Origin of the sequence: Kitasatospora sp. NPDC059599, from assembly GCF_042735125.1 — a bacterium.
Lineage (GTDB): Bacteria > Actinomycetota > Actinomycetes > Streptomycetales > Streptomycetaceae > Kitasatospora.
This window is the reverse complement of record NZ_JBHWCL010000023.1, coordinates 63,470-85,718: the sequence shown is the minus strand read 5'-3', so window position 1 is coordinate 85,718 and position 22,249 is coordinate 63,470. Positions and strand designations below refer to the sequence as shown.

At 74.8% G+C, this 22,249-nt stretch carries 17 protein-coding genes; 14 read left to right on the top strand and 3 right to left on the bottom strand.

Translation table 11 applies throughout. The features are described from left to right. Positions 1-650: 650 nt before the first annotated feature. Genes ACFV04_RS11655 through ACFV04_RS11645 form a run of 3 tightly spaced genes read left to right on the top strand, consistent with a single transcriptional unit; the run spans position 651 to position 4,314 of the window. Entirely contained in the window at positions 651-1,721 is a 1,071-nt protein-coding gene (locus ACFV04_RS11655) for an iron ABC transporter substrate-binding protein (RefSeq protein ID WP_380348855.1), read from the top strand. Continuing rightward, entirely contained in the window at positions 1,718-3,283 is a 1,566-nt protein-coding gene (locus tag ACFV04_RS11650; protein ID WP_380528563.1) for an ABC transporter permease, read from the top strand. The genes ACFV04_RS11655 and ACFV04_RS11650 overlap by 4 nt, the downstream gene beginning before the upstream one ends. Further along, positions 3,280-4,314, top strand: a complete 1,035-nt coding sequence (locus ACFV04_RS11645) for an ABC transporter ATP-binding protein (RefSeq protein WP_380528561.1) — start codon at positions 3,280-3,282, stop codon at positions 4,312-4,314. The genes ACFV04_RS11650 and ACFV04_RS11645 overlap by 4 nt, the downstream gene beginning before the upstream one ends. Before the next feature lie 46 nt (positions 4,315-4,360). On the opposite strand, the gene ACFV04_RS11640 is transcribed toward ACFV04_RS11645, so the two are convergent. Beyond that, positions 4,361-6,151, bottom strand: a complete 1,791-nt coding sequence (locus ACFV04_RS11640) for a hypothetical protein (protein ID WP_380348850.1) — start codon at positions 6,149-6,151, stop codon at positions 4,361-4,363. Between the two features lie 226 nt (positions 6,152-6,377). Here ACFV04_RS11640 and ACFV04_RS11635 point away from each other — a divergent pair, with 226 nt between their 5' ends. The 10 genes from ACFV04_RS11635 to ACFV04_RS11590 all read left to right on the top strand — a co-directional run bounded on the left by ACFV04_RS11635 (position 6,378) and on the right by ACFV04_RS11590 (position 19,401). Beyond that, positions 6,378-10,562, top strand: a complete 4,185-nt coding sequence (locus ACFV04_RS11635) for a hypothetical protein (protein WP_380528559.1) — start codon at positions 6,378-6,380, stop codon at positions 10,560-10,562. 176 nt (positions 10,563-10,738) lie between these two features. Beyond that, positions 10,739-11,164 carry a hypothetical protein gene (locus ACFV04_RS11630; RefSeq protein ID WP_380528558.1) on the top strand — a complete coding sequence of 142 codons (426 nt, stop codon included), beginning with the start codon at positions 10,739-10,741 and terminating at the stop codon, positions 11,162-11,164. Then, on the top strand, positions 11,161-12,027 hold the full coding sequence (locus ACFV04_RS11625) for a nucleotide exchange factor GrpE (RefSeq protein WP_380528556.1): 867 nt from the start codon (positions 11,161-11,163) through the stop codon (positions 12,025-12,027). The genes ACFV04_RS11630 and ACFV04_RS11625 overlap by 4 nt, the downstream gene beginning before the upstream one ends. Positions 12,028-12,058: 31 nt before the next feature. Then, positions 12,059-14,629 (top strand): Hsp70 family protein, encoded by a 2,571-nt coding sequence (locus ACFV04_RS11620; protein ID WP_380528554.1) that lies wholly within the window; start codon positions 12,059-12,061, stop codon positions 14,627-14,629. Then, a complete protein-coding gene (locus ACFV04_RS11615) occupies positions 14,626-14,946 on the top strand; it encodes a hypothetical protein (protein ID WP_380528553.1) in 321 nt (106 codons plus the stop codon). The genes ACFV04_RS11620 and ACFV04_RS11615 overlap by 4 nt, the downstream gene beginning before the upstream one ends. A 95-nt stretch (positions 14,947-15,041) precedes the next feature. Then, positions 15,042-15,281: a chaplin gene (locus tag ACFV04_RS11610; RefSeq protein ID WP_380528551.1), complete on the top strand. Its 240-nt coding sequence runs from the start codon at positions 15,042-15,044 to the stop codon at positions 15,279-15,281. Between the two features lie 162 nt (positions 15,282-15,443). Then, positions 15,444-17,084: an AMP-binding protein gene (locus ACFV04_RS11605; protein ID WP_380528549.1), complete on the top strand. Its 1,641-nt coding sequence runs from the start codon at positions 15,444-15,446 to the stop codon at positions 17,082-17,084. A 167-nt stretch (positions 17,085-17,251) separates the two neighbouring features. Further along, complete coding sequence (locus ACFV04_RS11600) at positions 17,252-17,440, top strand: hypothetical protein (RefSeq protein ID WP_380528547.1); 189 nt, start codon at positions 17,252-17,254, stop codon at positions 17,438-17,440. A gap of 126 nt (positions 17,441-17,566) precedes the next feature. Then, on the top strand, positions 17,567-18,007 hold the full coding sequence (locus tag ACFV04_RS11595; protein WP_380528546.1) for an SRPBCC family protein: 441 nt from the start codon (positions 17,567-17,569) through the stop codon (positions 18,005-18,007). Positions 18,008-18,135: 128 nt separating this feature from the next. Next, positions 18,136-19,401, top strand: a complete 1,266-nt coding sequence (locus ACFV04_RS11590) for an APC family permease (protein WP_380528544.1) — start codon at positions 18,136-18,138, stop codon at positions 19,399-19,401. Between the two features lie 135 nt (positions 19,402-19,536). Here ACFV04_RS11590 and ACFV04_RS11585 read toward each other — a convergent pair whose 3' ends face one another. Both ACFV04_RS11585 and ACFV04_RS11580 read right to left on the bottom strand, forming a co-directional pair. Then, positions 19,537-19,938: a YccF domain-containing protein gene (locus ACFV04_RS11585; RefSeq protein ID WP_380528542.1), complete on the bottom strand. Its 402-nt coding sequence runs from the start codon at positions 19,936-19,938 to the stop codon at positions 19,537-19,539. Between the two features lie 157 nt (positions 19,939-20,095). Beyond that, a complete protein-coding gene (locus tag ACFV04_RS11580) occupies positions 20,096-21,154 on the bottom strand; it encodes a YncE family protein (protein WP_380528540.1) in 1,059 nt (352 codons plus the stop codon). Between the two features lie 127 nt (positions 21,155-21,281). Here ACFV04_RS11580 and ACFV04_RS11575 point away from each other — a divergent pair, with 127 nt between their 5' ends. Continuing rightward, positions 21,282-22,181: a LysR family transcriptional regulator gene (locus ACFV04_RS11575; protein WP_380528567.1), complete on the top strand. Its 900-nt coding sequence runs from the start codon at positions 21,282-21,284 to the stop codon at positions 22,179-22,181. The last annotated feature ends 68 nt before the right edge of the window (positions 22,182-22,249 follow it).

Sequence of the window (22,249 nt, the reverse complement as noted above, 5' to 3'; positions counted from 1 at the left end):
GCCACCATCAGAAGCAACCTCTTCTGGGCCTTCGGCTACAACATCGCCGCCCTGCCACTGGCCGCCGCCGGACTGCTCAACCCGATGATCGCCGGCGCCGCCATGGCCTTCTCCTCGGTCTTCGTCGTCGGCAACAGCCTCCGGCTGCGCCGCTTCCGCTGACCCGGTTCCACCGCGCCGCTCCCCCTGACCCGCTCCCACTGACCCGCTTCCACTGCGTCGCTTCCGGCGATCCGCAGGGGTGCCTGACCACTCTCCACCGCCGGGCCGAGGCTCCGGAACCCCGATCGGGGTCCCGGAGCCTCGGTGTGTTCCGGCCGTCGGTGGATCGGGGGCCTTGGTGCGTCCGGGCCGTTCCGGTACCTCCGGCCGCCGTGACGCACGGTAGTGAAGATCGCCGGCAGTGGATCCCCGGACGGCGCCCGATTCATCCGTGTGCGACCGCTATGACCTGCACTTGAAGGGTGTTTTGCGTTGACTTGGGGGATCGGCGGCCGAAGCGCGACCTGGCCGCGACTGGTCCGAGATGTGACGCTCCGAAACTTGTTAGGCAAGCCTTCCCTGTTCTAGGTTCTCGTGCCGTCAGGCCGGTGCCCCGCAGCTGCCGCAGGCTCGTACGGCCGATCCCGTTTCCCCGGAGGACCCTCACCATGCCCGGAACCGTCCGGCCCCTCGCAGGCCTGTCCCTCGTCGCCGTCTGCGCGCTCGCGCTCACCGCGTGCGGCAGCTCGGGAAGCGCGAGCGGCAGCGCCGACGGCGCGCCCGCAGCCTCCGGCACCGCCCTGGCCGGCCAGAGCATCACCCTCTACAGCGGCCAGCACGAACAGACCGTCAAGGCGCTGACCGAGGACTTCACCCAGCGCACCGGCATCAAGGTCGAGCTGCGCTCCGGCGACGAGGCCGAACTGGCCAACCAGATCCTCCAGGAGGGCGACGCCTCCCCGGCCGACGTCTTCTACGCCGAGAACCCGCCCGCGCTCACCGTCCTCGGCGACAAGGGCCTGCTCGCCGCGGTCGCCCCCGACACCCTCAAGTCCGTTCCGGCCGCCGACAGCTCGGGCAAGGGCGACTGGGTCGGCGTCTCCGCCCGCAGCGCCGCCTTCCTCGCCGCCACCGGCAAGGCCGCCGACACCGCGCCGCCCGCCTCCGTGCTCGACCTGGCCAAGCCCGAGTGGAAGGGGCGCCTGGGCATCGCCCCCGGCGAGACCGACTTCGCCCCGGTCGTCACCCAGGTCCTCAAGGCCAAGGGCGAGGACGCCGCCAAGCAGTGGCTCAAGGGCCTCAAGGACAACGCCAAGGTCTACGACAGCAACGAGACCCTCTCCGACGCGATCAACAGCGGTGAGGTCGAGGGCGGCGTGGTCGACCACTACTACTTCTACCGGATGCGCGACGAGAAGGGCGCGGCCGAGACCCACGCGACCCTGCACTACTTCCCCAAGGGCGACCCCGGCTCACTGGTCGACGTCTCCGGTGCCGCCGTCCTCAAGCACGGCAAGCACCAGGCCGCCGCCCAGGCCTTCCTCGGCTACCTCGCCTCCGCCCCCGCCCAGACCGTCATCGCGAACTCCGCGAGCTACGAGTACCCGCTCGTCGACGGGGTGAAGGGCAAGCCCGAACTGCCCGCCCTGGACGGCATCGGCACCGTCGCCGACCCGGCCCGGCTCGGCGACGGCAAGCAGGCCCTGGCGCTGCTGCAGGACGCCGGTCTGCTCCAGTGACGTTCCCCCTCCGACCCGAAGGCCCGTCCCCGCTGCGGCGGTGGCGGGCCACCGGCCTGCTCGCACCCGCCGCCATCGCCGTCGTCGCGGTGGTCGCCTCGCCGCTCGGCTTCGTCATCGCCCAGGCCGCGCAGGCCGGTTGGGACCAGACCCGGCGGATGCTCGGCCGCCCGCTGATCGCCACCCTGCTCGGGCACACCCTCGGCCTGACCGCCGCCGTCACCCTCGCCACCGCCGTCCTCGGCTTCGGCGCCGCCTACCTGGTCGAACGCACCGCCCTGCCCGGGCGTCGCGCCTGGACCGTCGCGCTCGCCCTGCCCCTGGCAGTACCGGAGTTCGTCCGCGGCTACTCCTGGGTCTCGCTGTTCCGCTCCGTCCACGGCTACTGGGGCGCGGTGCTGGTGATGACCTGCTCGCTCTACCCGCTGGTCTTCCTGCCGGTCGCGGCCGCCCTGCGGCACGGCGACGCCGCCGCCGAGGAGGTCTCCCGCTCGCTCGGCCGCGGCCGCCTGACCACCCTGTGGCGGGTCACCCTCCCGCTCACCCGGCCCGCGCTGGCCGGCGGCGTCCTGCTCGTCTCGCTCTACCTGCTCGGCGAGTACGGCGCCTTCGCGATGCTGCGGTACACCACCTTCGCCACCGCCGTGTTCACCCAGTACAAGCTCGGCTTCGACGCGGCCTCCGCCTCGCTGCTCACCCTGGTCCTGGTCGCGCTCGCCCTGCTGCTGGTCGGCCTGGAGGCCTGGGCCGGCCGCCGGACCCGCGTCACCCGGCACGGCGCGGTCGCCCGCACCGCGCCGCCCGCACGCCTCGGCGGCTGGACGGTCCCGGCGCTCCTCGCCCTGGCCGCGCTGGTCGGCGTCTCGCTCGGAGTGCCGCTCTACGCGCTGGCGTACTGGCTGCTCAAGGGCAGCTCGACCACCCTGCCCTCCGCCTCCGTCCTGGGCGCCACCGCCGCCACCCTCGGGTACGCGCTCGGTGCGGCCGTCGTCGCCACCGCCGCGGCCGTCCCGGTCGCCCTGTACGGCTGGCGGCGCGGCACCCGACCGGCCCGCGTGGTCGAGCGGGTCGCCTACCTCACCCGGGCGTTGCCCGGCATCGCGGTGGCGCTCTCGGTGGTGTACTTCGCCGTGCGCTGGGCCCGGCCCCTCTACCAGCAGCCGCCGATGCTGATCGCCGGGTACGTCGTGCTGTTCTTCCCGCTCGCGCTCACCGCGGTCCGCGCGGCTCTCGCCCAGGTCCCGCCCGGCGTCGAGGAGGCCGCCCGCTCCCTCGGCACCCGGCCGCTCGCCGTGCTCGGCCGGGTCACCCTGCCTCTGGTCCTGCCCGGCCTCGGCGCGGCCGTCGCCATGGTCGGCCTCACCGCCTCCACCGAGCTGACCGCCACCCTGCTGCTGCGCCCGACCGGCACCCAGACCCTGGCCACCCAGTTCTGGGTCTACACCAGCGGCCTCGCCTACGGGGCCGCGGCGCCGTACGCGGCCCTGATGGTCGCGCTGTCCGTCCCCTCCGTCCTCCTGCTGACCCGCCGAACCCTCGGCCGTCCTGGGAAGAGCCGATGACCGGTCTGTCCGTCCTCGACCTGCACGCCGCGCACGGGCACGGCCCGATCCTGCACGGCATCGACCTCACCGTGCCCGACGGCGCCCTCGCCTGCGTCCTCGGCCCCTCCGGCTGCGGAAAGTCCACCCTGCTGAGGGTCCTGGCCGGCTTCCACCCGGCTGCCGGCGGGCAGGTCGTGCTGCACGGCCGCGTCCTGGACGACGGCCGCAGCCGGCTTGCCGCCGAACACCGGGGCATCGGCCTCGTCCCGCAGGACGGCGCGCTCTTCCCGCACCTGAGCGTCGCCGCCAACATCGGCTTCGGCCTGCCTCGTTCACAGCGGCGCGCCCGGGTCGGCGACCTGCTGGACCTGGTCGGCCTGCCCGGACTGGCTGAGCGCCGCCCGCACCAGCTCTCCGGCGGCCAGCAGCAACGCGTCGCCCTGGCCCGGGCGTTGGCGCCGCGGCCGCGGCTCCTGCTGCTGGACGAGCCGTTCGCCGCGCTGGACGCCACCCTGCGCGCACAGCTGCGCCGTGAAGTCGCGGCCACGCTCCGGCAGTCCGGGACCACGGCGGTCCTGGTCACCCACGACCAGGACGAGGCGCTCTCCTTCGCCGACACCATCGCCGTCCTGCGCGACGGCCGCATCGCCCAGTCCGGCAGCCCCGACGAGCTCTACCACCGCCCGACGGACGCCGCCGTGGCCCGGGTGCTGGGCGAGGCGAACCTGATCCCCGCCGAGATCAAGGAGGTCGAGGCCCACACCGCCCTCGGCGCCCTTGCGCTGGCCGGGCCCGTCCCGGCGCTCCGCAGCGGCCTCGCCCTGCTCCGTCCGGGCCAACTCCGGCTCACCGCAGAACCGGTGGCGGGCTCCTTCCCCGCGAAGGTCCTCGACAGTGACTTCCGGGGCCACGACCACCGCGTCGAACTCCGGCCCGAGGCATCCGGGTTGCCCGACATCCTGGTCGCGGCCTCGGAACGGTCCTGGCCGACCGGCGGCGAGGCGTACGTGAGCGCGGTCGGCCCGGTGCACGTAGTGTCGCAAGCCTGACCCTTCGCCACCGGAGCGGGCCGGGCCGGGCCCCGGGCCGTGCGGCTCAGGCCCCCTCCGGCAGCTCCACCGCCTGCCAGCGGTACGCCGCGTCCTCCTGCCAGACCTGAAGCTCGCCCTCGACCACCGCGGCCAGGCAGAGCCGCCAGTCGTCGCCCATCGCCAGCGCGACCCGGGTGGCCGGGCGCAGGGTCGGGCGCCACCAGCGCGGGCGGCGGGAGGCGCCGCCGGCGGGCAGTCGCAGCCGGACGCCGCCGGCGCCGGCCAGGGCGACGGTGGGGCCGCCGCGGTGGCCCACCATGGCGATGTCGAGGGAGGGTTCGCCGTCGCCGATCTGGGTGCCGGGCCCGGTGGAGCCGAGGGCGTGCAGCTGGACGGAGCCGTCCGGCCGCAGGGTGGCTGCCTGCGGTCCGCCGGAGGCGCGGGCCAGCGCCCCGGCGCGCAGGGCGCCGTCGGGGCCGAGCGGGGCGGGCGGTTCGGCGGATCCGGGCCGCCAGCTCAGGATCCGGCCGCGGTGTTCGACCAGGACCAGCCAGCAGCCGGGCCGTTCCTCGATGGCCGCGAGCACCCGGTCGGCGGGGCAGCCGGGCAGCTCCTGGCCGGTGAGGGTGAGGCCGGGTGCCCAGCGGTAGGAGCGCAGCGCGCCGCCGACGGCCGTCCACGCCGTCATCTCCCCGCCCGGACCGACTGCCCCCGCGAGCCCGTTGACGCCACGCGCCGCCTCCCACCAGCCGGCCGAGGTGCCGATCCAGAGGGTGTTGCCGCGGTCCTCGGCGCAGACCACCAGCTCGCCCTGGCGCCCGGCCCAGCCGGCCGTCAACTCCCGTACGGCTCCTGGGCCCTGGCCGGCCGGAAGGCGCTGTCCGGGGTGGCCGGGGCCGGTCAGTGCGGTGCCCTCGGAGCCGCCGGTGACCACCAGTGGGCGCCCGGCCCGGTCGGGCAGCACGGCCAGGCCCGCGGTGCGGGCCACCGGCCGGTGGGAGCGCAGAAGTTCGCGGCCGCGGGCGACCCACGGGCCGAGCGGTGCGGGGCGGCGTTCCGGGTCGCGTGCCAGTGGTTCGCACGCCCAGCGCGCCAGCTCGTCGGCGTAGCCGGCCGCGAGCAGTTCGGCGCGGGCCTGTTCGGCGGCGAGCCGGTGGTCGAGCCGGCCGTGGTCGGGCAGCAGCAGGGTACGGGCGAGGGTGCCGACCGCGAACAGGTCCTTGGCGAGGGTCGGGAAGCCGCCCACCTGCTCGGCCTCCGGCGGGACGTGCCCGGGGGTGAACACCGCGACGGTCAGGGTGTGGTCGAGCGGGGCGAGGAAGGTCAGGTCGATCAGCTTGACCTGGCCCTGGCCGTCCACCAGGACGTTGGCGGGGGAGATGTCGCGGTGCACCCAGCGCTTGCGGTGCAGGTCGTCGACGATCCGGCAGAGCCGGGACAGCACCTCGGCCACCGCCGCCGGACCGCCGCGCTGGGCGCGGGCCCAGGTGTGCAGCGGCACGCCCTCGACCCACGGCGAGATCTGGTAGCCGAGCAGCCCGCCGGAGGGCACCGCCCCGGGCCGGTGCGGGGAGGGGCCGAGCAGGAAGCTGGGCACCACCAGGTCGGTGACGCCCAGTCGATGGGCGTTGTGCGAGACGTCGTCCCAGCGCCCCAGCCAGCGCCGGACCTCGGACGGGTCGCGCTCCAGCATGATCTTCGCGGCGACCAGTTCCTTGCGGCCGTTGTGGCCGGTCCGGACCGCCCGCCACACCTCGGCTTCGCCGCCCCGGTGGTGGAATTCCAGGAGTTCGTACTGCTCGGGGTCGAACTCCGGCCCGAACCGGAGCCCGGGCACCCAACGCGACTCGGACACACGACCCCCGACGCTTCTGAACCGCTCGACGCTTATGACCGCTGTTGACGCGCTTGTTCACGCCCTGCTGATGCGTTGCCCAGGATAGTGCTCTTTCCTGTTCGTCTGTCCGGTCGAGGGCCTATTCTGATGGCGCCCGAGCAACATCACGACACGACGTCAATTCATGGTCGCCCGCGCCATTTTGATCATGAGTGGACGACATCCTGACACAGGGGGACGGTGCATGGCGCTGCTAGCGGTGCTGCTGATCGTGGTGGCACTGGCCGGTGCGGCCGTCGTCGTACTGGCCCGCCGCCGGCGGGCCCTGGACGCCGACACGGTGGCGAAGGCCCTGACCGCGGCCGCCGAACGGCTCGCCGCCGGCAAGACCGCCCAGGCCCGCCGCCGCTACGCCCGACTGGCCGGGAGCCTCGCCACCGGGCCCGCCGAACTCGGCCCGCAGCGCGGCCTCGCACTGATCGGCCAGGCCGAGGCCACCCTCCCCACCGGCGACCGGCCGGCCGCCCTCGCCCTCTACCGCGAGGCCTTCCCGCTGCTCGCCGACCCGGCCGGCCGACTGCCCCGGTGGACCCTGTGCCGCCTCGCCGAGGAACGGATGCAGGCCCCGGACGGCGACCTCGGACCACTGCTCGCCCTCCTGCGGGCCACCGCCGCCGGCGCCGAACCCGGCGAGGAGGCCGAGACCGCCGCCCGGACCGTCGACTGGCTGCAACGCCGCTGCCGCGAGGGCGACCCCGGACAGCGCGAGGACACCACCGTCCGCGTCCTCGCCGCCCTGCCCGGCCGCGACTGGCCGGTGCTCGCCCGCGCCGCCCTGTTCCGCGACACCGACCGGGCCGCCGAGGCCGAGGCGCTGCTCGCCGCCGCGGCCCCCGGCGGCAGCGGCGAACTGTGGTTCCGCTGGGGTGCCCAGCTGTACACCCTGCACCGGGACGAACCCGCCGTCGCCGCCTTCGACGAGGCCCTGCGGCGCGGCCCCGGCGAACCCTCCCCCTGGGGCCGCGGCCCGGCGCTGCGCACCGACAGCCTGCTCTTCCGCGGCCTGGCCAGGCAGCGGCTCGGCAGCACCGAGGCCGCCTGGACCGACCTCGCGTCCGCCGCCGTCGAGACCCCGACCGACCCCCGCCCCCGCTACGCCCTCGGCCGGCTCGCCCTGCTGCTCGGCGCCGACGACCAGGCCCGGGAGCAGTTCACCGCCGCCCTGACCCTCCAACCCGCCCACGCCCCGGCCCGGTTCGGCCTCGCCCTGGTCCACGAACGGGCCGAGCACCCGGCCGAGGCCGCCGCCGACTACCGCGCCGGCCTCGACCAGGCCCCCGGCTGGCGTCCCGCCCGGATCCGGCTCGCCGCCGCCCTGCTCGCCGCCGGACGGACCACCGAGGCCGAGCCGCTGCTGCGCGCCGAGTCCGACACCGACCCGGGCTCCCGCTGGACCCGGATCGCCGCCTTCCACCACGGCCTCGCCCTCGCCCGCACCGACGACCCGGCCGGCGCCCTCGCCCGCTGGGAGCCCCTCGACGACGACGAACTGCGCGAGCGCCGGGCCCTGGCCCGCGACCGGCTCGCCCGCACCCGCCTGGCCGCCGACCCGGTCGCCGCCCGTGAGCTCTGGCAGCAGGCCACCACCGAGCACCCGGCCGCCCCCGGCTACCGCGCGGCGCTGCGCGAGGCCGCCCTGCGCGAGGCCGCCCACCTGCTGGCCACCGGCCGCGACCGTCCCGAGGCACGGCAACGCGCCACCGCCGCGCTCGCCCTCGCCGACACCCTGCCCGGCGCCCTCACCCACCGGCAGGCCCGGCTGCGCGCCGCCCTCGCCCTCGCCGAGGGCGCGCCGGAGACGGCCGCCACCCTGCTGGACGCAGGCGGCGGCCTGCGCGACCGCTACCACCTCGCCGCCGTCGCCCTGCTGGCCGGCCGCCCGGCCCAGACGATCGCCCTGCTCGGCCCGCCCGACCCGGCCGGCGACCCGGCGGTCGCCCGACTGCGCGCCCTGCTCGCCGAACGGGCCGGCAACTGGGCCGCCGCGCTGGACTGGTACCGGCACTTCCTGACCGCGGCCACCCGGGCCGACCGGTCCTCCGCGGCCGGCCGCGCCGGCGACTGCGCGGTCTGCGACCGGACCTCGACCGCCACCGGCGCCTGCGGCGGCTGCGGCCGCGAGGCCTGCGCCGACCACCTGCACGCGCCCGAGGGCACCGGCGCACCCCGCTGCGTCCGCTGCGCCGGCCCCGCGCTGCGCGCCGTCCTGGACTGCGCCCGCCGCGTCGGCGCACCCGAGCAGGCCGAACCCGTCCTGGCCGCCTGGGCCGCGGCGCTCGGCGACAGCGCCGCGGCCGCACCGGTGCGGCTCGACCTCGCCCTGCTGCGCGCCGAACTCGGCCGCCACGACGAGGCGCTGGCCGACCTGCCGGCCGACGCCACCGCCGTCCGCGCCGCCGTCCTGGTCCGGCGGGCCGGTGCCGCCCTCGCCGCCGGGCAGCCCGGCCGCGCCGCCGGTGACCTGCGCCAGGCCCTCACCCTCGCCCCCGAACACCCGCAGGCAGCGGGCACGCTCGTCGTGCTCGCCGAGCACGAGGCGCACCAGTACGCGGCCGAGGGCCGCCACCGCGAGGCCTGGGAGGCCTACCGCGAGCTGCTGCTGAAGGACCCGGCGCACCCCCGGCTGCTGCACGCCCTCGGCCTGGCCGGGTACCGGCTCGCGGCGGCCGCCGCCCCGGCCCCCGGTGAGGCCGGCTCCGGTGCCGTCGACTCGGGCGCCGCCGGCTCGGGTACGACCGGCTCCGGTACGGCCGACGAGGAGGTCTGGGCCTGGACGCTCGGCTGCTTGGTCGCGGCCCTGCACCAACCCGACCTGTGGGCCGAGTCGGCCCGGATCACCGGCCGCACCGCCGAACCGCAGCGGCTGGCCGCCGCCCGCACCGGGCTCATCGACCGCCTCCGGGACGACCTGCGCGTCCTCGACCGCGCCGTCGGCCGCAGCGGCGACGAGGTCACCGCCTGGACGCTGCTCCTCGGCATGGAGGCCCACAGCGCCGACGCCTTCGCCCAGGAGGACGTCCGGATATCCCTGCCCGGCTGCCCCGCCCGCCGGCTGACGGTCGGCCCCACGCTCGACCGGCTGCTCCGCGCCCGGACCGGACCCGCAGCCTGGGCCGAGGCCTTCGAGCGGGCCGTCGGGGACCGGCGGCGCGCCGCCGCCGGGCCGGACGCACCGCCGATCGCCCGGGCCCTCAGCCTGTTCGGTGCGCTCGGCCCGCAGCACTACCTGCAGTTGCAGGGCCGTCAGGCCGCTGCCGTCGCCGCCCTGGACGGGGTGGCCGAGGGCGAGCGCGGCGAGGACTGGCAGGAACTTCTCGGCGTGTCCCTGGTCAGCCAGGCCCGTGCGCACCACCGCAACCAGGACTGGCGCGAGGCCCTGGACTGCCTCACCCGCGCCCGTGCCGTCCCCGGCGCCGCACTGCCGGCCGACGCCGCCACGATCGCCGCCGAGTGCGGCGTCCGGGCCGCCCGCGCGCTGCTCAAGAGCACCGTCGACGACCAAGCCGGCGCGGCCGAACTGCTGGAGAAGGCGTACGCGCTGGCCCCCGACGACCCCGAGGTGCGCGGCGACCTCGGCGCCACGTACGCCCAGTGGGCCCGCAAGATCAACAACGAGGACAAGGACTACACCCGCGCCCTGGACCTGCTGCAGAAGAGCATGGAGCTCGCCCCCGGCGACCCGACCGCCCGGCACTTCCTGGAGGCCGCCCTCGGCAACCGGGCCGGCCAGCTCAGCCGCACCGACGCCTCCGTGGCCGAGCTGGAGGAGGCCGCCGAGGCCTGGCGGGCGCTGATCGCCCTCAACCCCGACCCGGACCACCGGCTCGGACTCGCCTTCGTCCTGCGCCACCTCGCCCGTTCCGCCGCCTTCGCCGACGACCGCGCCCGCGCCGTCCGGCGGATGGCGGAGGCCCTGGACGCGGACCCGGAGTGGGACGGCGACGCCGAGCACGAGGCCCCGCGCCGGGTCGGGGTGATGCTCGCCAACCACGTCCTCGACGACATGCAGGACAAGCCGTTCACCGCCCAGGCCGCGATGCTGCAGAAGGCCAAGTCCTACGACGACTCGGCCGACATCCGGCAGCTGATGGTCAGCGTCTGGCGCGGCGAGGCCATCGGCCACTACGAGGCCCGCCGCTACGTCGAGGCGATCCGACTGCTGGAGGAGGCGCTCGGCCTGTCCCGCACCCCGGAGGACGTCGGCAAACTGCACCGCGAACTCGGCATCGTCTACGGCTCGTACGCCGTCCAGCGGGCCAACGCCCGACAGCTGCGGGAGGCCCGCGAGCTGGCCCGGAAGGCCGTCGAGCACAGCCCGGAGGACGCGGACCTGCGTGCCATGCAGCGGCGGATCAACGCGCTCTACTGACGGCAACCGCACGGCAGTTGCGGTCGTCCTAGACCGTACGCAACTGCCCCCGCCCGCCGGCCGGCCCGTCCCGCTCGTCAGCCCGCCAGCCCGCCAGCCCGTCCGTCGTCGCAGCCGTCCCGAGTCCCGAGCCGTGAGTCGTGAGCCGTGAGTCGTGAGGAGAGAGACAGCCCGCCATGCCACTGCCTGAACCGTCGCCGTACGAGGTCCTGGGCATCCCGCTCACGGCCGGTGTACGCGAGATCAACCTCGCCGTCGGACCGGCGATGCGGGCGGGCCGCCACACCCGTCAGCAGATCCAGGAGGCCGCCGCACTGCTGCGGAACCCGGACCGGCGACTGGAGTCGGACCTGCAGCAGCCCCTCCCGCCGGAGCCCGTCGACCAGGCCGCGGAGCTGCTCGCGCCCGCGCTCGCCGAACCGTTGCTGGTGATCGAGCGCCCGCCGCTGCCGCCCGTCCCCGCCCTGCTGGTGCTGCACCGCGCCGAGCTGGCCGCCGACTTCGCCGAGCCCGCCCCGGGCGGCGCCGATCCCGAACCGCCCGTCCCCGCCCGCTACGCGGCCGACCTGTCCGTACTGCCGCAGATCGAGGTACCCGAGTGACCGACACACCGACCGCAGACCCGTTCGACGGCCCCCGGAGGCTGGAGATCCCGCCGGGCGTCGAGGACGTCGACCTGGAGCGGAAGTTCGGTCAACTGCTGTTCCGGGCATCCCTGCTGGGGAACAAGCTGACGGAGCAGCAGCAGGCCGCCCGGGCCGAGCAGCGCGAACTGCTCGGCATCCTGGTCGAGGTGGACGACGCGCTGGCCGCCCTCGGCCTCGACCGGGAGCTGGTGGCGCTCGGGCGCGGCGAGGGCATCGAGGCGACCCGGCGGCGGTTGCTGGGCCGGCTGGCCAAGGCCAAGGTCCGCCCGATGCGGTTGGAGGGCCTGACGGCGGACCCGGACCTGGCCGAGATCGTCGGGGTGGAGGCCCGGTCGGGGGTGGCGCCGGAGACGGTGGTGCGCACGGTGGTGACGGGGTTCTTCTGGGGGGACGAGGTGCTGCGGCGGGCCCAGGTGGTGGTCGCCGCACCCGAGCCGGAGCCGGAGCCGGTGCCCGAGCCCGAGCCCGAGCCAGTGGCCGAGCCGGTGCCCGAGCAGCAGGCGGACGCGGCAGCCGGACCGGTGCTGACCTCGGCCGAGGTCGAGGACGCGCTCCAGGGCCCGCAGCCGGAGCAGCCGGAACACCCGGAACACCCGGGGCGGGCGGCGAACCCGCAGGACCCACAGGACCCGCAACACCCACAGCAGCCGCAGGACCCGCAACACCCGCAGGAGCCCGGGGCCGTGACCGAGGCCGCCGTGGCCGTGGCGACCGGGGCCGCCGCGGTGCCGGCCACCCGCGCCCAGCCCAGGGCGGTCCCGCCCCGGGCCCGCCGCAAGGCCACGGCCGGGGCCAAGCGGGCCAAGCGCAAGAAGTAGCCAGGACCACGAGGGGCAAGAGGGGAACGACATGTACCGCACACTCGGCATCGACCTGGGCACCACCAACTCCGTGGTCGCCCACCTGCGCCGGGGCGAGCCGGAGATCATCTTCAACCGGCAGAACCAGGAGGCCACGCCCTCCGTGGTCGGCAGCGGCCGCAAGGGCGAGCTGCTGGTGGGCTCCACCGCGCGCGGCCGGATCGCCATCGACGGCGCCAACGTGATCCGCTCGGTGAAGCGCTTCATGGGCCGCAAGTTCAAGGACCCGCAGGTCCAGGCGGCCCTCAAGGAGGTCGACTACAAGGTCACCGCGGGCACCGACGGGGACGTCAACGTCTGGTTCAACGGCCGCTCGTACACGCCGATCGAGATCTCCGCGATCATCCTGCACCGGCTCAAGGAGGACGCCGAGCAGCGCTTCGGCGAGCCCTTCCCGCGGGCCGTCATCACCGTCCCGGCGTACTTCGGTGAGCGCCAGGTCGCGGCCACCCAGGAGGCGGGCCGGATGGCCGGCCTGCACGTGCTGCGGATCATCAACGAGCCGACGGCCGCCGCGCTGGCGTACGGGATCACCTCCGAGGCGGGCGACGAGGGCAAGACCGTGCTCGTCTACGACCTCGGCGGCGGCACCTTCGACATCTCCATCCTGCTGTTGGTGCCCGGCTCGGTCTCGGTGCTCGGCATCGAGGGCGACAACCTGCTCGGCGGCGACGACTTCGACCGCGCGATCACCACCGCGCTGCTGGAGGACATCCGCGAGGAGTACGGCTCGGACTACCAGCCCGACCTGCGCGACCGCCCCAAGATCGCCTCGACCGCCGAGACCATCAAGATCGAACTCTCCAACCAGGAGGCGTCCGAGGTCATCCTGCCCGGCCTCGGCGCCGGACAGCTGGTGCTGGAGACGGAGTTCGAGCGGGCCCGCTTCGAGGAACTGATCGAGGCCCAGATCGAGCGCACGATCGAGCTGACGCACAAGGCCATCATGCAGGCCAACCTGACCGTCGGGGACGTCGACGAGGTGGTGCTGGTCGGCGGCTCGACCGCGATCCCGCTGGTCGCCCGGCGGCTCGGCGAGGTGTTCGGTCCCCGCCGGATCCGGCGCGGCGTCAACCCGATGCAGTGCGTGGCGCTCGGTGCGGCCGTGCAGTCCGCACTGGTCGGCGAGGTGGAGTGCCCGGAGTGCCGGGCCCCCGGCGACCTCTCCGCCTCCAACTGCGCCAACTGCGCGACCTCCCTGCTCGGTGCGCCCCGGGTCTCCTGCCCGACCTGCCACGTCCCGGTGGACTCCGAGGCCGCCGACTGCCCCAAGTGCGGTCAGGACATGAACGGCCCGGGCACCGGAGGGGTGACCGTCCCGAAGCAGACGCAGGCCACCACCGTGGTGCGCAGCGACAACTGCTCGCGCTGCGGCACCCCGGCCGCCCCCGGCGTCACCGCCTGCGAACTGTGCGGCGAGCCGCTCAACTCGGCGGCCCCCGGGCTGACCAAGGTGATCTCCACCGCCGCCGAGGACGTCGGCCTGCGCTGCGCCTCCTGCGGTGTGGTCAACCCGCCCGGCAGCGAGGTCTGCCCGGGCTGCGGCGAGTTGATGCAGGTCACCAACCCGTTCGACATCACCCCGAAGAACCTCGGCATCGAGCTGAACGACGGCCGCCTCGCCGTCATCATCCCCAAGAACACCAGCTACCCGACGAGTTCGCCGGTCAGCCGGGAGTTCGTGGTCTCCGGCAGCGGCCGCCAGCGGCTGGAGGTGGCGGTCTACGAGGGCGAGCACGAGATCGCCCAGCAGAACGAGCTGATCGGCCACCTCACCCTGCGGCTGCCCGAGGGCCTCGGCGGCCGCACCCCGGTGGAGGTCGCCTTCGGCCTCGACCGGGACCGCACCATCACCCTGTCGGTCCGGATCCAGGGCGGCGCGGAGAAGACCGTCAAGCTGGAGCGGGTCACCCTAGACCCGGAGCTGAAGGTCCAGGTCGAGGAGCAGCAGCGGCAGATCGAGACCTTCACCGACCGCTGGGGCGGCGAGCTGACCGAGGCCGAGATGCGCGAGGCCCAGCAGCTGATGGACACCCTGGACGACCTGGCGGCCGGCCAGACCCGAGGGCGCTCGGTGGACGAGGCGCTGGAGCGGGCCCAGCGCCAGCTCAAGGCCCAGCGTTGGGTGCGCGGCTCGGAGGCGTACCTGAGCCTGTTCATCCACTACTGCGAGAAGCACCTCGACCCGAGCGACCTGGACCGGCTGCGGTCGGTCTCCGCCGAGCTGCGGCTGCGCCGCGAGGCGGCGGACTGGGAGGGCGCGATGCGCGCGGCGCAGCGGGCGGACGAGCTGTGCGACGCGCTCGGCCACACCATGCGGATGCTCACCATGTGCAACGTCTACGTGACCCAGAACATGGTCTCGCCCGCCCTCGGCCAGCTGATCATGGCGGAACTGCGGGGGCTGGACGCCGCGGTGGAGGCGCCCAACATGGAGGAGGTCAACACGCACATGTCGAACCTGCTGGCCCTGTACGCGCAGGCGCAGCGGGAGCTGGGCAGCGAGCCGGCCGCCGAGTCGCTCGGCCCGGTGCGCCCGGAGGAGGCGGGGCCGCGATGAGCAGTGTCGTGGCCGACCTCGACGTGTCCTGCCCGCTGTGCAGGGTCGCGGCGGACCGGCAGAGCCTGTGCTGTCCGTCCTGCCGGGAGGACCTGTCCGCGCTGTTCCGGCTGCGTTACGCCGGTCGGATCGACTACAACCGGGCACTGGACGCCCTGCGCGCGGGTGACCCGGCCGCCACGGTGGTCCTGCTGCGTGCCGCGTTGGCGGCCGAGCCGGACCTGGGCCCGGCGCGTGAGCTGCTGGAATCACTGAGCGTGGCCGGATCTGCCGCTCCCGCGGCGGTGGATCGGGAGGGCGACACGCCCTCCGACTGACCAATTCGGACGTTCCCGGACTGCCGTCGCGTTCCATCGGTGCGAGTGTGATCGTCACAAGGATGTTCGCCACCCTCACAAGGAGTGACGCAAGAATGCGTATTCGCACCTACCTCGCCGCCACGGCCGTCGCCGCGGTGTGCGTCCTCGCCGGTGCCGGGACCGCCGCCGCCGGCGATGCCACCGCCAACGGTGTCGCCTTCGGCTCGCCGGGCGTCCTGTCCGGCAACCAGATCCAGATCCCGATCAACCTCGAAGCCAACGTCTGCGGCAACTCGATCGGCGTCATCTCGATCCTGAACCCGACGATCGGCAACACCTGCATCAACGCCTGACCCGCGCTCCGGCCCCGGGGCCGGCCGTCGAACCCGACGGGCGGCCCCGGTGCCGTGTCCGGCTCGTGCTCCGCTGCGGTACCCCCGTTCGGGGGTGGCGGGCCGGCCCCGCGACCGGGACCATGGTCCCCGACCCGCCCCGCCGGACCCTGGAGCCCGCACGTGCCGACCACGCCCGCCCAGCGCAGCCACGCCTCCGGCACCTCGGACGTCCCGCTGCTCGGCGACACCATCGGGGAGAACCTCGACCGCGCCGTGCGCGCCTTCCCCGACCGCGACGCCCTGGTCGACCGCCCCACCGCCCGCCGCTGGACGTACGCCGAACTGGCCGCCGACGTCGACGCCCTGGCCCTCGGCCTGCTGGAACTCGGCATCGCCAAGGGCGACCGGGTCGGCATCTGGGCGCCCAACTGCGCCGAGTGGACGCTCACCCAGTACGCCACCGCCAAGCTCGGCGCGGTCCTGGTCACCGTCAACCCCGCCTATCGTGCGCACGAGCTGGAGTACGTGCTGAACCAGGCGGGCATCCGGCTGCTGGTCGCCGCCGAGCGGTTCAAGACCTCCGACTACGCCGCGATGATCGAGGACGTGCGGCCCCGCTGCCCGGAGCTGGAGCGCGTGCTGCTGACCGGAGGCCCGGCCTGGGACGCCGTGCTCGCCGCCGGCCGACGGGCCGCGCCGGACCTGCTCGCCGAATTCGCCGAACGCCAGGGCGAGTTGACCCCGGACGACCCGATCAACATCCAGTACACCTCGGGGACCACCGGGTTCCCCAAGGGTGCGACCCTGTCCCACCGCAACATCCTCAACAACGGGTACTTCGTCGGCGAGCTGCTCGACTACACCGAACAGGACCGGATCTGCGTCCCGGTGCCCTTCTACCACTGCTTCGGCATGGTGATGGGGAACCTGGCCGCCACCTCCCACGGCGCCTGCACGGTCATCCCGGCGCCCTCGTTCGAGCCCGGCGCCACGCTGGCCGCCGTCGCCGCCGAGCGCTGCACCTCGCTGTACGGCGTGCCGACCATGTTCATCGCCGAACTCGCCGACCCCGACTTCGAGCAGTACGACCTGGGCAGCCTGCGCACCGGCATCATGGCCGGCTCGCCCTGCCCGAGCGAGGTGATGAAGGCGGTCATCGAACGGATGGGCATGGCCGAGGTCTCCATCTGCTACGGCATGACCGAGACGTCGCCGGTCTCCACCCAGACCCGGGTCGACGACCCGGTCGAGCGTCGGGTCTCCACCGTCGGCCGGGTCGGCCCGCACCTGGAGGTCAAGGCCGTCGACCCGGCCACCGGGGACACCGTCCCGCGCGGCGAGCCCGGGGAACTGTGCACCCGCGGCTACTCCGTCATGCTCGGCTACTGGAACGAGCCCGAGCGCACCGCCGAGGCCGTCGACGCCGCCGGCTGGATGCACACCGGGGACCTCGCGGTGATGGACGGGGACGGCTACCTCGCCATCACCGGGCGGATCAAGGACATGGTCATCCGCGGCGGCGAGAACCTCTACCCGCGCGAGATCGAGGAGTTCCTGTACACCCACCCGGACGTCCTCGACGTTCAGGTCATCGGCGTGCCCGACCCGAAGTACGGCGAGGAGCTGATGGCGTGGGTCCGGATGCGTGAGGGCGCCGAGCCGCTCACCGCCGAGGCCGTCCGGGAGTACTGCACCGGCCGGCTCGCGCACGTCAAGATCCCGCGCTACGTGCACGTGGTGGAGGAGTTCCCGATGACGGTCACCGGGAAGATCCGCAAGGTCGAGATGCGGGAGGCGGCGCTGCGGATCCTGGGGCTGTAGTGCTCCGGGCCGCGGGGGCGGAGGTCGTGGAGGCGGGGGCCGCGGGGGCGGGGGTCGTGGGGCGGAGGCCGCGGGGGCGGCGCGTGCCGGTGCTGTGCGCTCGCCCGGGCGGGTGGACGGGCGGCCGTCCGGGAATGCCGAGCCGTTGGTGTGCGCACAGTCCCGGCATGACTGCTCACCCCCAGGTCCGGTCCCTGCCGGCGGACGCCGTCCTCGCCGCCGTCCTCGCCCTGGCCCTCGCCCACCCCGCCGCGCCCGCCCTCGCCGACCCGGCAGGATCGGCAGGACCGGTGGCCGCCTGCGCGGACCGGCCCGCCGACCTCCACCGGGACACCGCCGACCCCTGCGGCCACTGACCCCTGCGGCCATTGACCGCGGGGCCACCGACCCCACGGCCGACGACCCCACGGCTCCTGACTCCCGCAGCCGCTGACCGGCCACGCCGGAAGGCGGACCCGGCCTCCCGGCGGGAGAGTGTGATCATGCGCCTCGACGTCACGGTGGAACGCCTGATCCCCCTCCCGCCCGCCACGGTCGCCGCCTACGCCATGGACTGGCGCCACGACCACGAGTGGACCCGGGGCATCCGCCACGCCACCCTCACCCGCGAAGCCGACGCCGGCGGCTTCGGCGTGGGCGCCGAGGTCACCCGCACCGCGCACTTCCTCGGCCGGCGCTTCGACTACGTCCTGCGGGTCGCGGGCCACCACCCGCCGGTGGTGCTCGACATGGTCTCCGCGGCCGGGCCGATGCCCATGCACGTCACCTACACCTTCGAACCCACCCAGGGCGGCACCTTCGCCCGCATCCGCGTGCGCGGCGGCTCCACCGGCGTCCACCGCCTGACCGCACTGCTGTCCCGCCCGGTCCGCACCTCCCTCGCCGCGGACCTCCGCGCCCTCGAAGCCCGCCTCACCCGCTGACCGCCCGCCCGCGCGACCGATCACCCGCCGATCACCCGCCGGCCGCCCGCCCCGCGCCGCCCCGGGCGTTTCCCTGCCTCCGGTATCGTGCGTCGCCGTTCGAGCCCGACGAGGAGAGGTGCAGGTCGATGAGTGGGGCGGCGTCAGTGGCCGGACCGGGCGAACTGCGGCGGCACCTGGGCGTGTTCGACGCCGTGGTGATCGGGCTGGGGTCGATGGTCGGCGCGGGCGTCTTCGCCGCGCTGGCGCCCGCGGCGGCCGCAGCCGGGTCCGGTCTGCTGATCGGGCTGGCGCTGGCCGGTGTGGTGGCGTACTGCAACGCGACCTCCTCCGCCCGGCTCGCCGCCCGCTACCCGCAGTCCGGCGGCACCTACGTGTACGGCCGGGAGCGGCTCGGAGAGTTCTGGGGGTACCTCGCCGGGTGGGGTTTCGTCGTCGGCAAGACCGCGTCCTGCGCAGCGATGGCCCTCACCGTCGGCACGTACGTCTGGCCCGGGCAGGCCCACGCGGTCGCGGTCGCCGCCGTCGTCGCGCTGACCGCCGTCGACTACGTCGGCGTGCAGAAGGCCGCCCGGCTGACGCGGGCGATCGTCGCCCTCGTCCTGGGCGTGCTCGCCGCCGTGGTCGCCGCCTGCCTGACCGGCGGCGAGGCGGACCCCGGCCGCTGGGCGGTCGGCGCGGACGCCGGGTTCCACGGGGTACTGCAGGCCGCCGGCCTGCTGTTCTTCGCCTTCGCCGGGTACGCCCGCATCGCCACCCTCGGTGAGGAGGTGCGCGACCCGCGGCGCACCATCCCCCGGGCGATCCCGCTCGCCCTCGGCATCACCCTGGTCGTCTACGCCGCCGTCGCGCTCGCCGTCCTGGCCGTCCTCGGCCCGGACCGGCTCGCCCACGCCGGGGCGCCGCTGGCCGACGCGGTCCGGGCGGCCGGCGCGCCCGCGCTGGTCCCGGTGGTGCGCATCGGGGCGGCGGTCGCCGCCCTCGGCTCGCTGCTCGCCCTGATCCTCGGCGTCTCCCGCACCACCCTCGCGATGGCCCGCGACCACCACCTGCCCCCTGCGCTCGCCGCCGTCCACCCGCGCTTCGGCGTGCCGCACCGCGCCGAGCTGACGGTCGGCGCGGTCGTCGCCGTCCTCGCGGCGGTCGGCGACGTCCGCGGCGCGATCGGCTTCTCCTCCTTCGGCGTACTCGCCTACTACGCCGTCGCCAACGCCTCCGCCTGGACCCTCACCGCCGCCGAGGGCCGCCCGCCGAGGGTCGTCCCCGTCGTCGGCGCGGCCGGCTGCCTCGCGCTGGCCCTCGCCCTCCCGGCGGAATCGGTCCTGTGGGGAGCCGCCGTCCTCGCCCTCGGCGCCGCCGCGTACGGCGTGCGCAGGACGGCGGCCCGCCGCTGACCGGGCGGACGTTCTCGGTCCGCCCCGCACGAGCCGGCCGGAAACGCCGACGGGAAGCAGGACACCGACGGGTGCGGGAACGCCGACGGCCGGCGAAGGCTGCTGCCCTTCGCCGGCCGTCGAGATCTGTGGCGGTTACCGCCCGCCCCACGGTTCGTCCGTCGAGACGATCTCGCGGCCCAGCGGCGTCAGCGAGACCGGGATCATCTTCAGGTTGGCCCAGCCGAAGGGGATCCCGATGATCGACAGGAACAGCGGAATGCTGGTGATCAGGTGCGCCAGCGCCAGCCACCACCCGGCGAACACCAGCCAGATGACGTTGCCGACACAGGACGCCGCCCCGGCATCCGGCCGCTCGACCGCGGTCCGCCCGAACGGCCACAGGATGAAGCCGGCGAGCCGGAACGAAGCGATCCCGAACGGGATCGTGATGATCAGGATGCAACAGATGATGCCGGCGACCACGTAGGCAAGTGCCATCCAAATGCCGCAGAAAATGAGCCAGATGACATTGAGGATGAACTTGATCGGCTTCATGGGTCGTACCTTCTCACGTCGCGCGTGCTTGCTGCCACGACTGGCCCTTGCCCGCCCGCGGGCGTGTCCACGCCCCTGGGGGACGCTTTCCAGGGGGAGGTCAGGGTGCCTCCGGGGGTGGTCGCCGAGGCCGGCTCGGGCCCGGGACGGGCTGGGTTCAGGCGGGGCGGGGGATGTAGGCGAGGCCGTGGGCACCGGGTTCGGCGCGCTTGGGGACGGTGAGGCGGGAGACGCGGGTGAGGGTGTCGAGGGCGATGACGTCGACGGTGGAGGAGACGACGCCGGAGACGTAGGCGAAGCGGCCGTCGGGGGAGGACGTGATGGTCAGGGGGAAGAGGCCGACCTCGACGGAACCGAGGTGTCGGTGGTCGTCGGCGGAGAAGACGGTGAGCCGGCCGGGGAGTTGGTGGCCAAGCCCGGTCTCCTCGCCGGGGGCCGAGTGGATCTCGCCGGCCAGCAGCCTGCCGGTGGAGGTGAGGTGGACCGGGAGCGCGGCGGACCCGGTCGGGAGGGTGTCGACGACCGAGGCCGACCCGGCGTCGATGACGCGGATGCCGGGGATGGCACCGGGTGTCCCGGCGAAGCCGAGGTAGGGCCCGGCGACGTACGCCCGGGTGCCGTCGGCGGAGACGGCGACGCCCTCGCTGCCCGGGACCTCGACCTTGGCGGTCAGGACGCCACGCTCCAGGTCGACCACGGAGACGAACGGGGCCTCCTTGTTGCTGGCGAAGCCGGTGCGCCCGTCCGGGGAGACGGCGAACCAGTGCGGCCCGGGGGCGTCGGTGTCGATCCGGCCGATCGGGCGGCGGGTCCCGGTGTCGATGACCACGACGCCGCCCGGGCGGTCCGGTCCGCCCTCCACGCTGACGTAGAGCCGGTTCCGGGCGGCGTCCAGGGCCAGTCCGTGCGGGCCGTGTTCGGGGGCGAGGTCGACCACCTCGACGATGCGCCGGGTGTCGGCGTCGATGACGGTCAGTTCGGTGCGCTTGCCGCTGTGGGCGTGGTAGTAGCCCGAGTCGTAGGCGGTGGCGCACCAGAGCAGCCGCCGGGTCGGGTCGAAGCACAACTCGTGCGGCTCGGCGAGGACTTCGACGGTGTCGAGGAGCCGGTCGGTGGCGGCGTCGAAGAAGGAGACGGTCGGGCCGCTCTGGCTGACGACGGCGAGGACGTCACCGGCGAGGCCGGAACGGTCGACGGGGGACGGGCGCTGTGACATGGGGTCTCCGTGGAACGGGGTTCGTGGACGGCTCCACTCTCGTCCGCCCGGGGACGCCGGAACAATGCAAGGATGAGCATCGAATAGTTGCCCCAGGTGTAAAAGCGCAGTTCAGGAGCCGTGCATGATGGACCTCAACCTCCTGCGGGCGTTGGACGCCCTGCTCCAGGAGAACAGTGTGACCCGGGCGGCCGAGCGTCTCGGCAGCTCGCCGGCGGCGGTGAGCCGGACGCTGGCCCGGCTGCGCCGCGCGGTCGGGGACCCGTTGCTGGTGCGGGCCGGGCAGGGGATGGTGCCGACCCCGCGGGCGCTCGAACTGCGGGAGGAGGTCGGCGCGTTGCTGCGCGGCTGCGACAACGTGCTACGGCCCGGAGCCGGGTTCGACGCCGTGCACCTGGACCGCACGTTCACCGTGCAGGCCGGTGAGCTGATGCTGGTGCGGATGGCCGGCGTGCTCACCGAGCGGATCCGGGCGGAGGCCCCGCGGGTGGACGTGGTGTTCCTGCCGGAGGCGCTGGAGGGTGGACCGGCACTGCGGCAGGGGCTGGTCGACGTCGAGGTGGGTGTGCTCGGGCACGTGGACCCGGAGGTCCGCACCCGGCAGCTGCTCCGGGCTCCGCTGGTCGGCGTGGCCCGCGGCGGCCACCCGCTGTTCGACGGCCGCCGGATCACCGCCCGCCGCTTCGCGGAGGCCGACCACATCGGCATCTCGCGGCGCGGCAAGCGCCGCGGGCCGATCGACGGCGCGCTGGCGGAGCTGGGGTTGCGGCGGCGGGTGGCGGTCGTCGTGCCGAGCCACACGAGCGCGATGCTGCTGGCCCGGGACACCGACCTGGTGGCGTTGGGCCTGGCGGACTGGCTGCCGGGCGCCGTCGACGCGCTGGGGCTGCGGACCTTCCCGATTCCGCTCGAACTCGCCCCGATGGAGCTGGGGATGGCCTGGCACCCGCGCAACTCGGCCGATCCGGCGCACCGTTGGTTCCGTGAGCACGTCGCGGCCGCCGTTGTGGACGCGGCGGCGCCGTGACCGGGGAGCGGCCGCGCGACCGCGCGGTCCCGGTACGGATCCCACCGTCCGTACCGGGACCGGCCGTT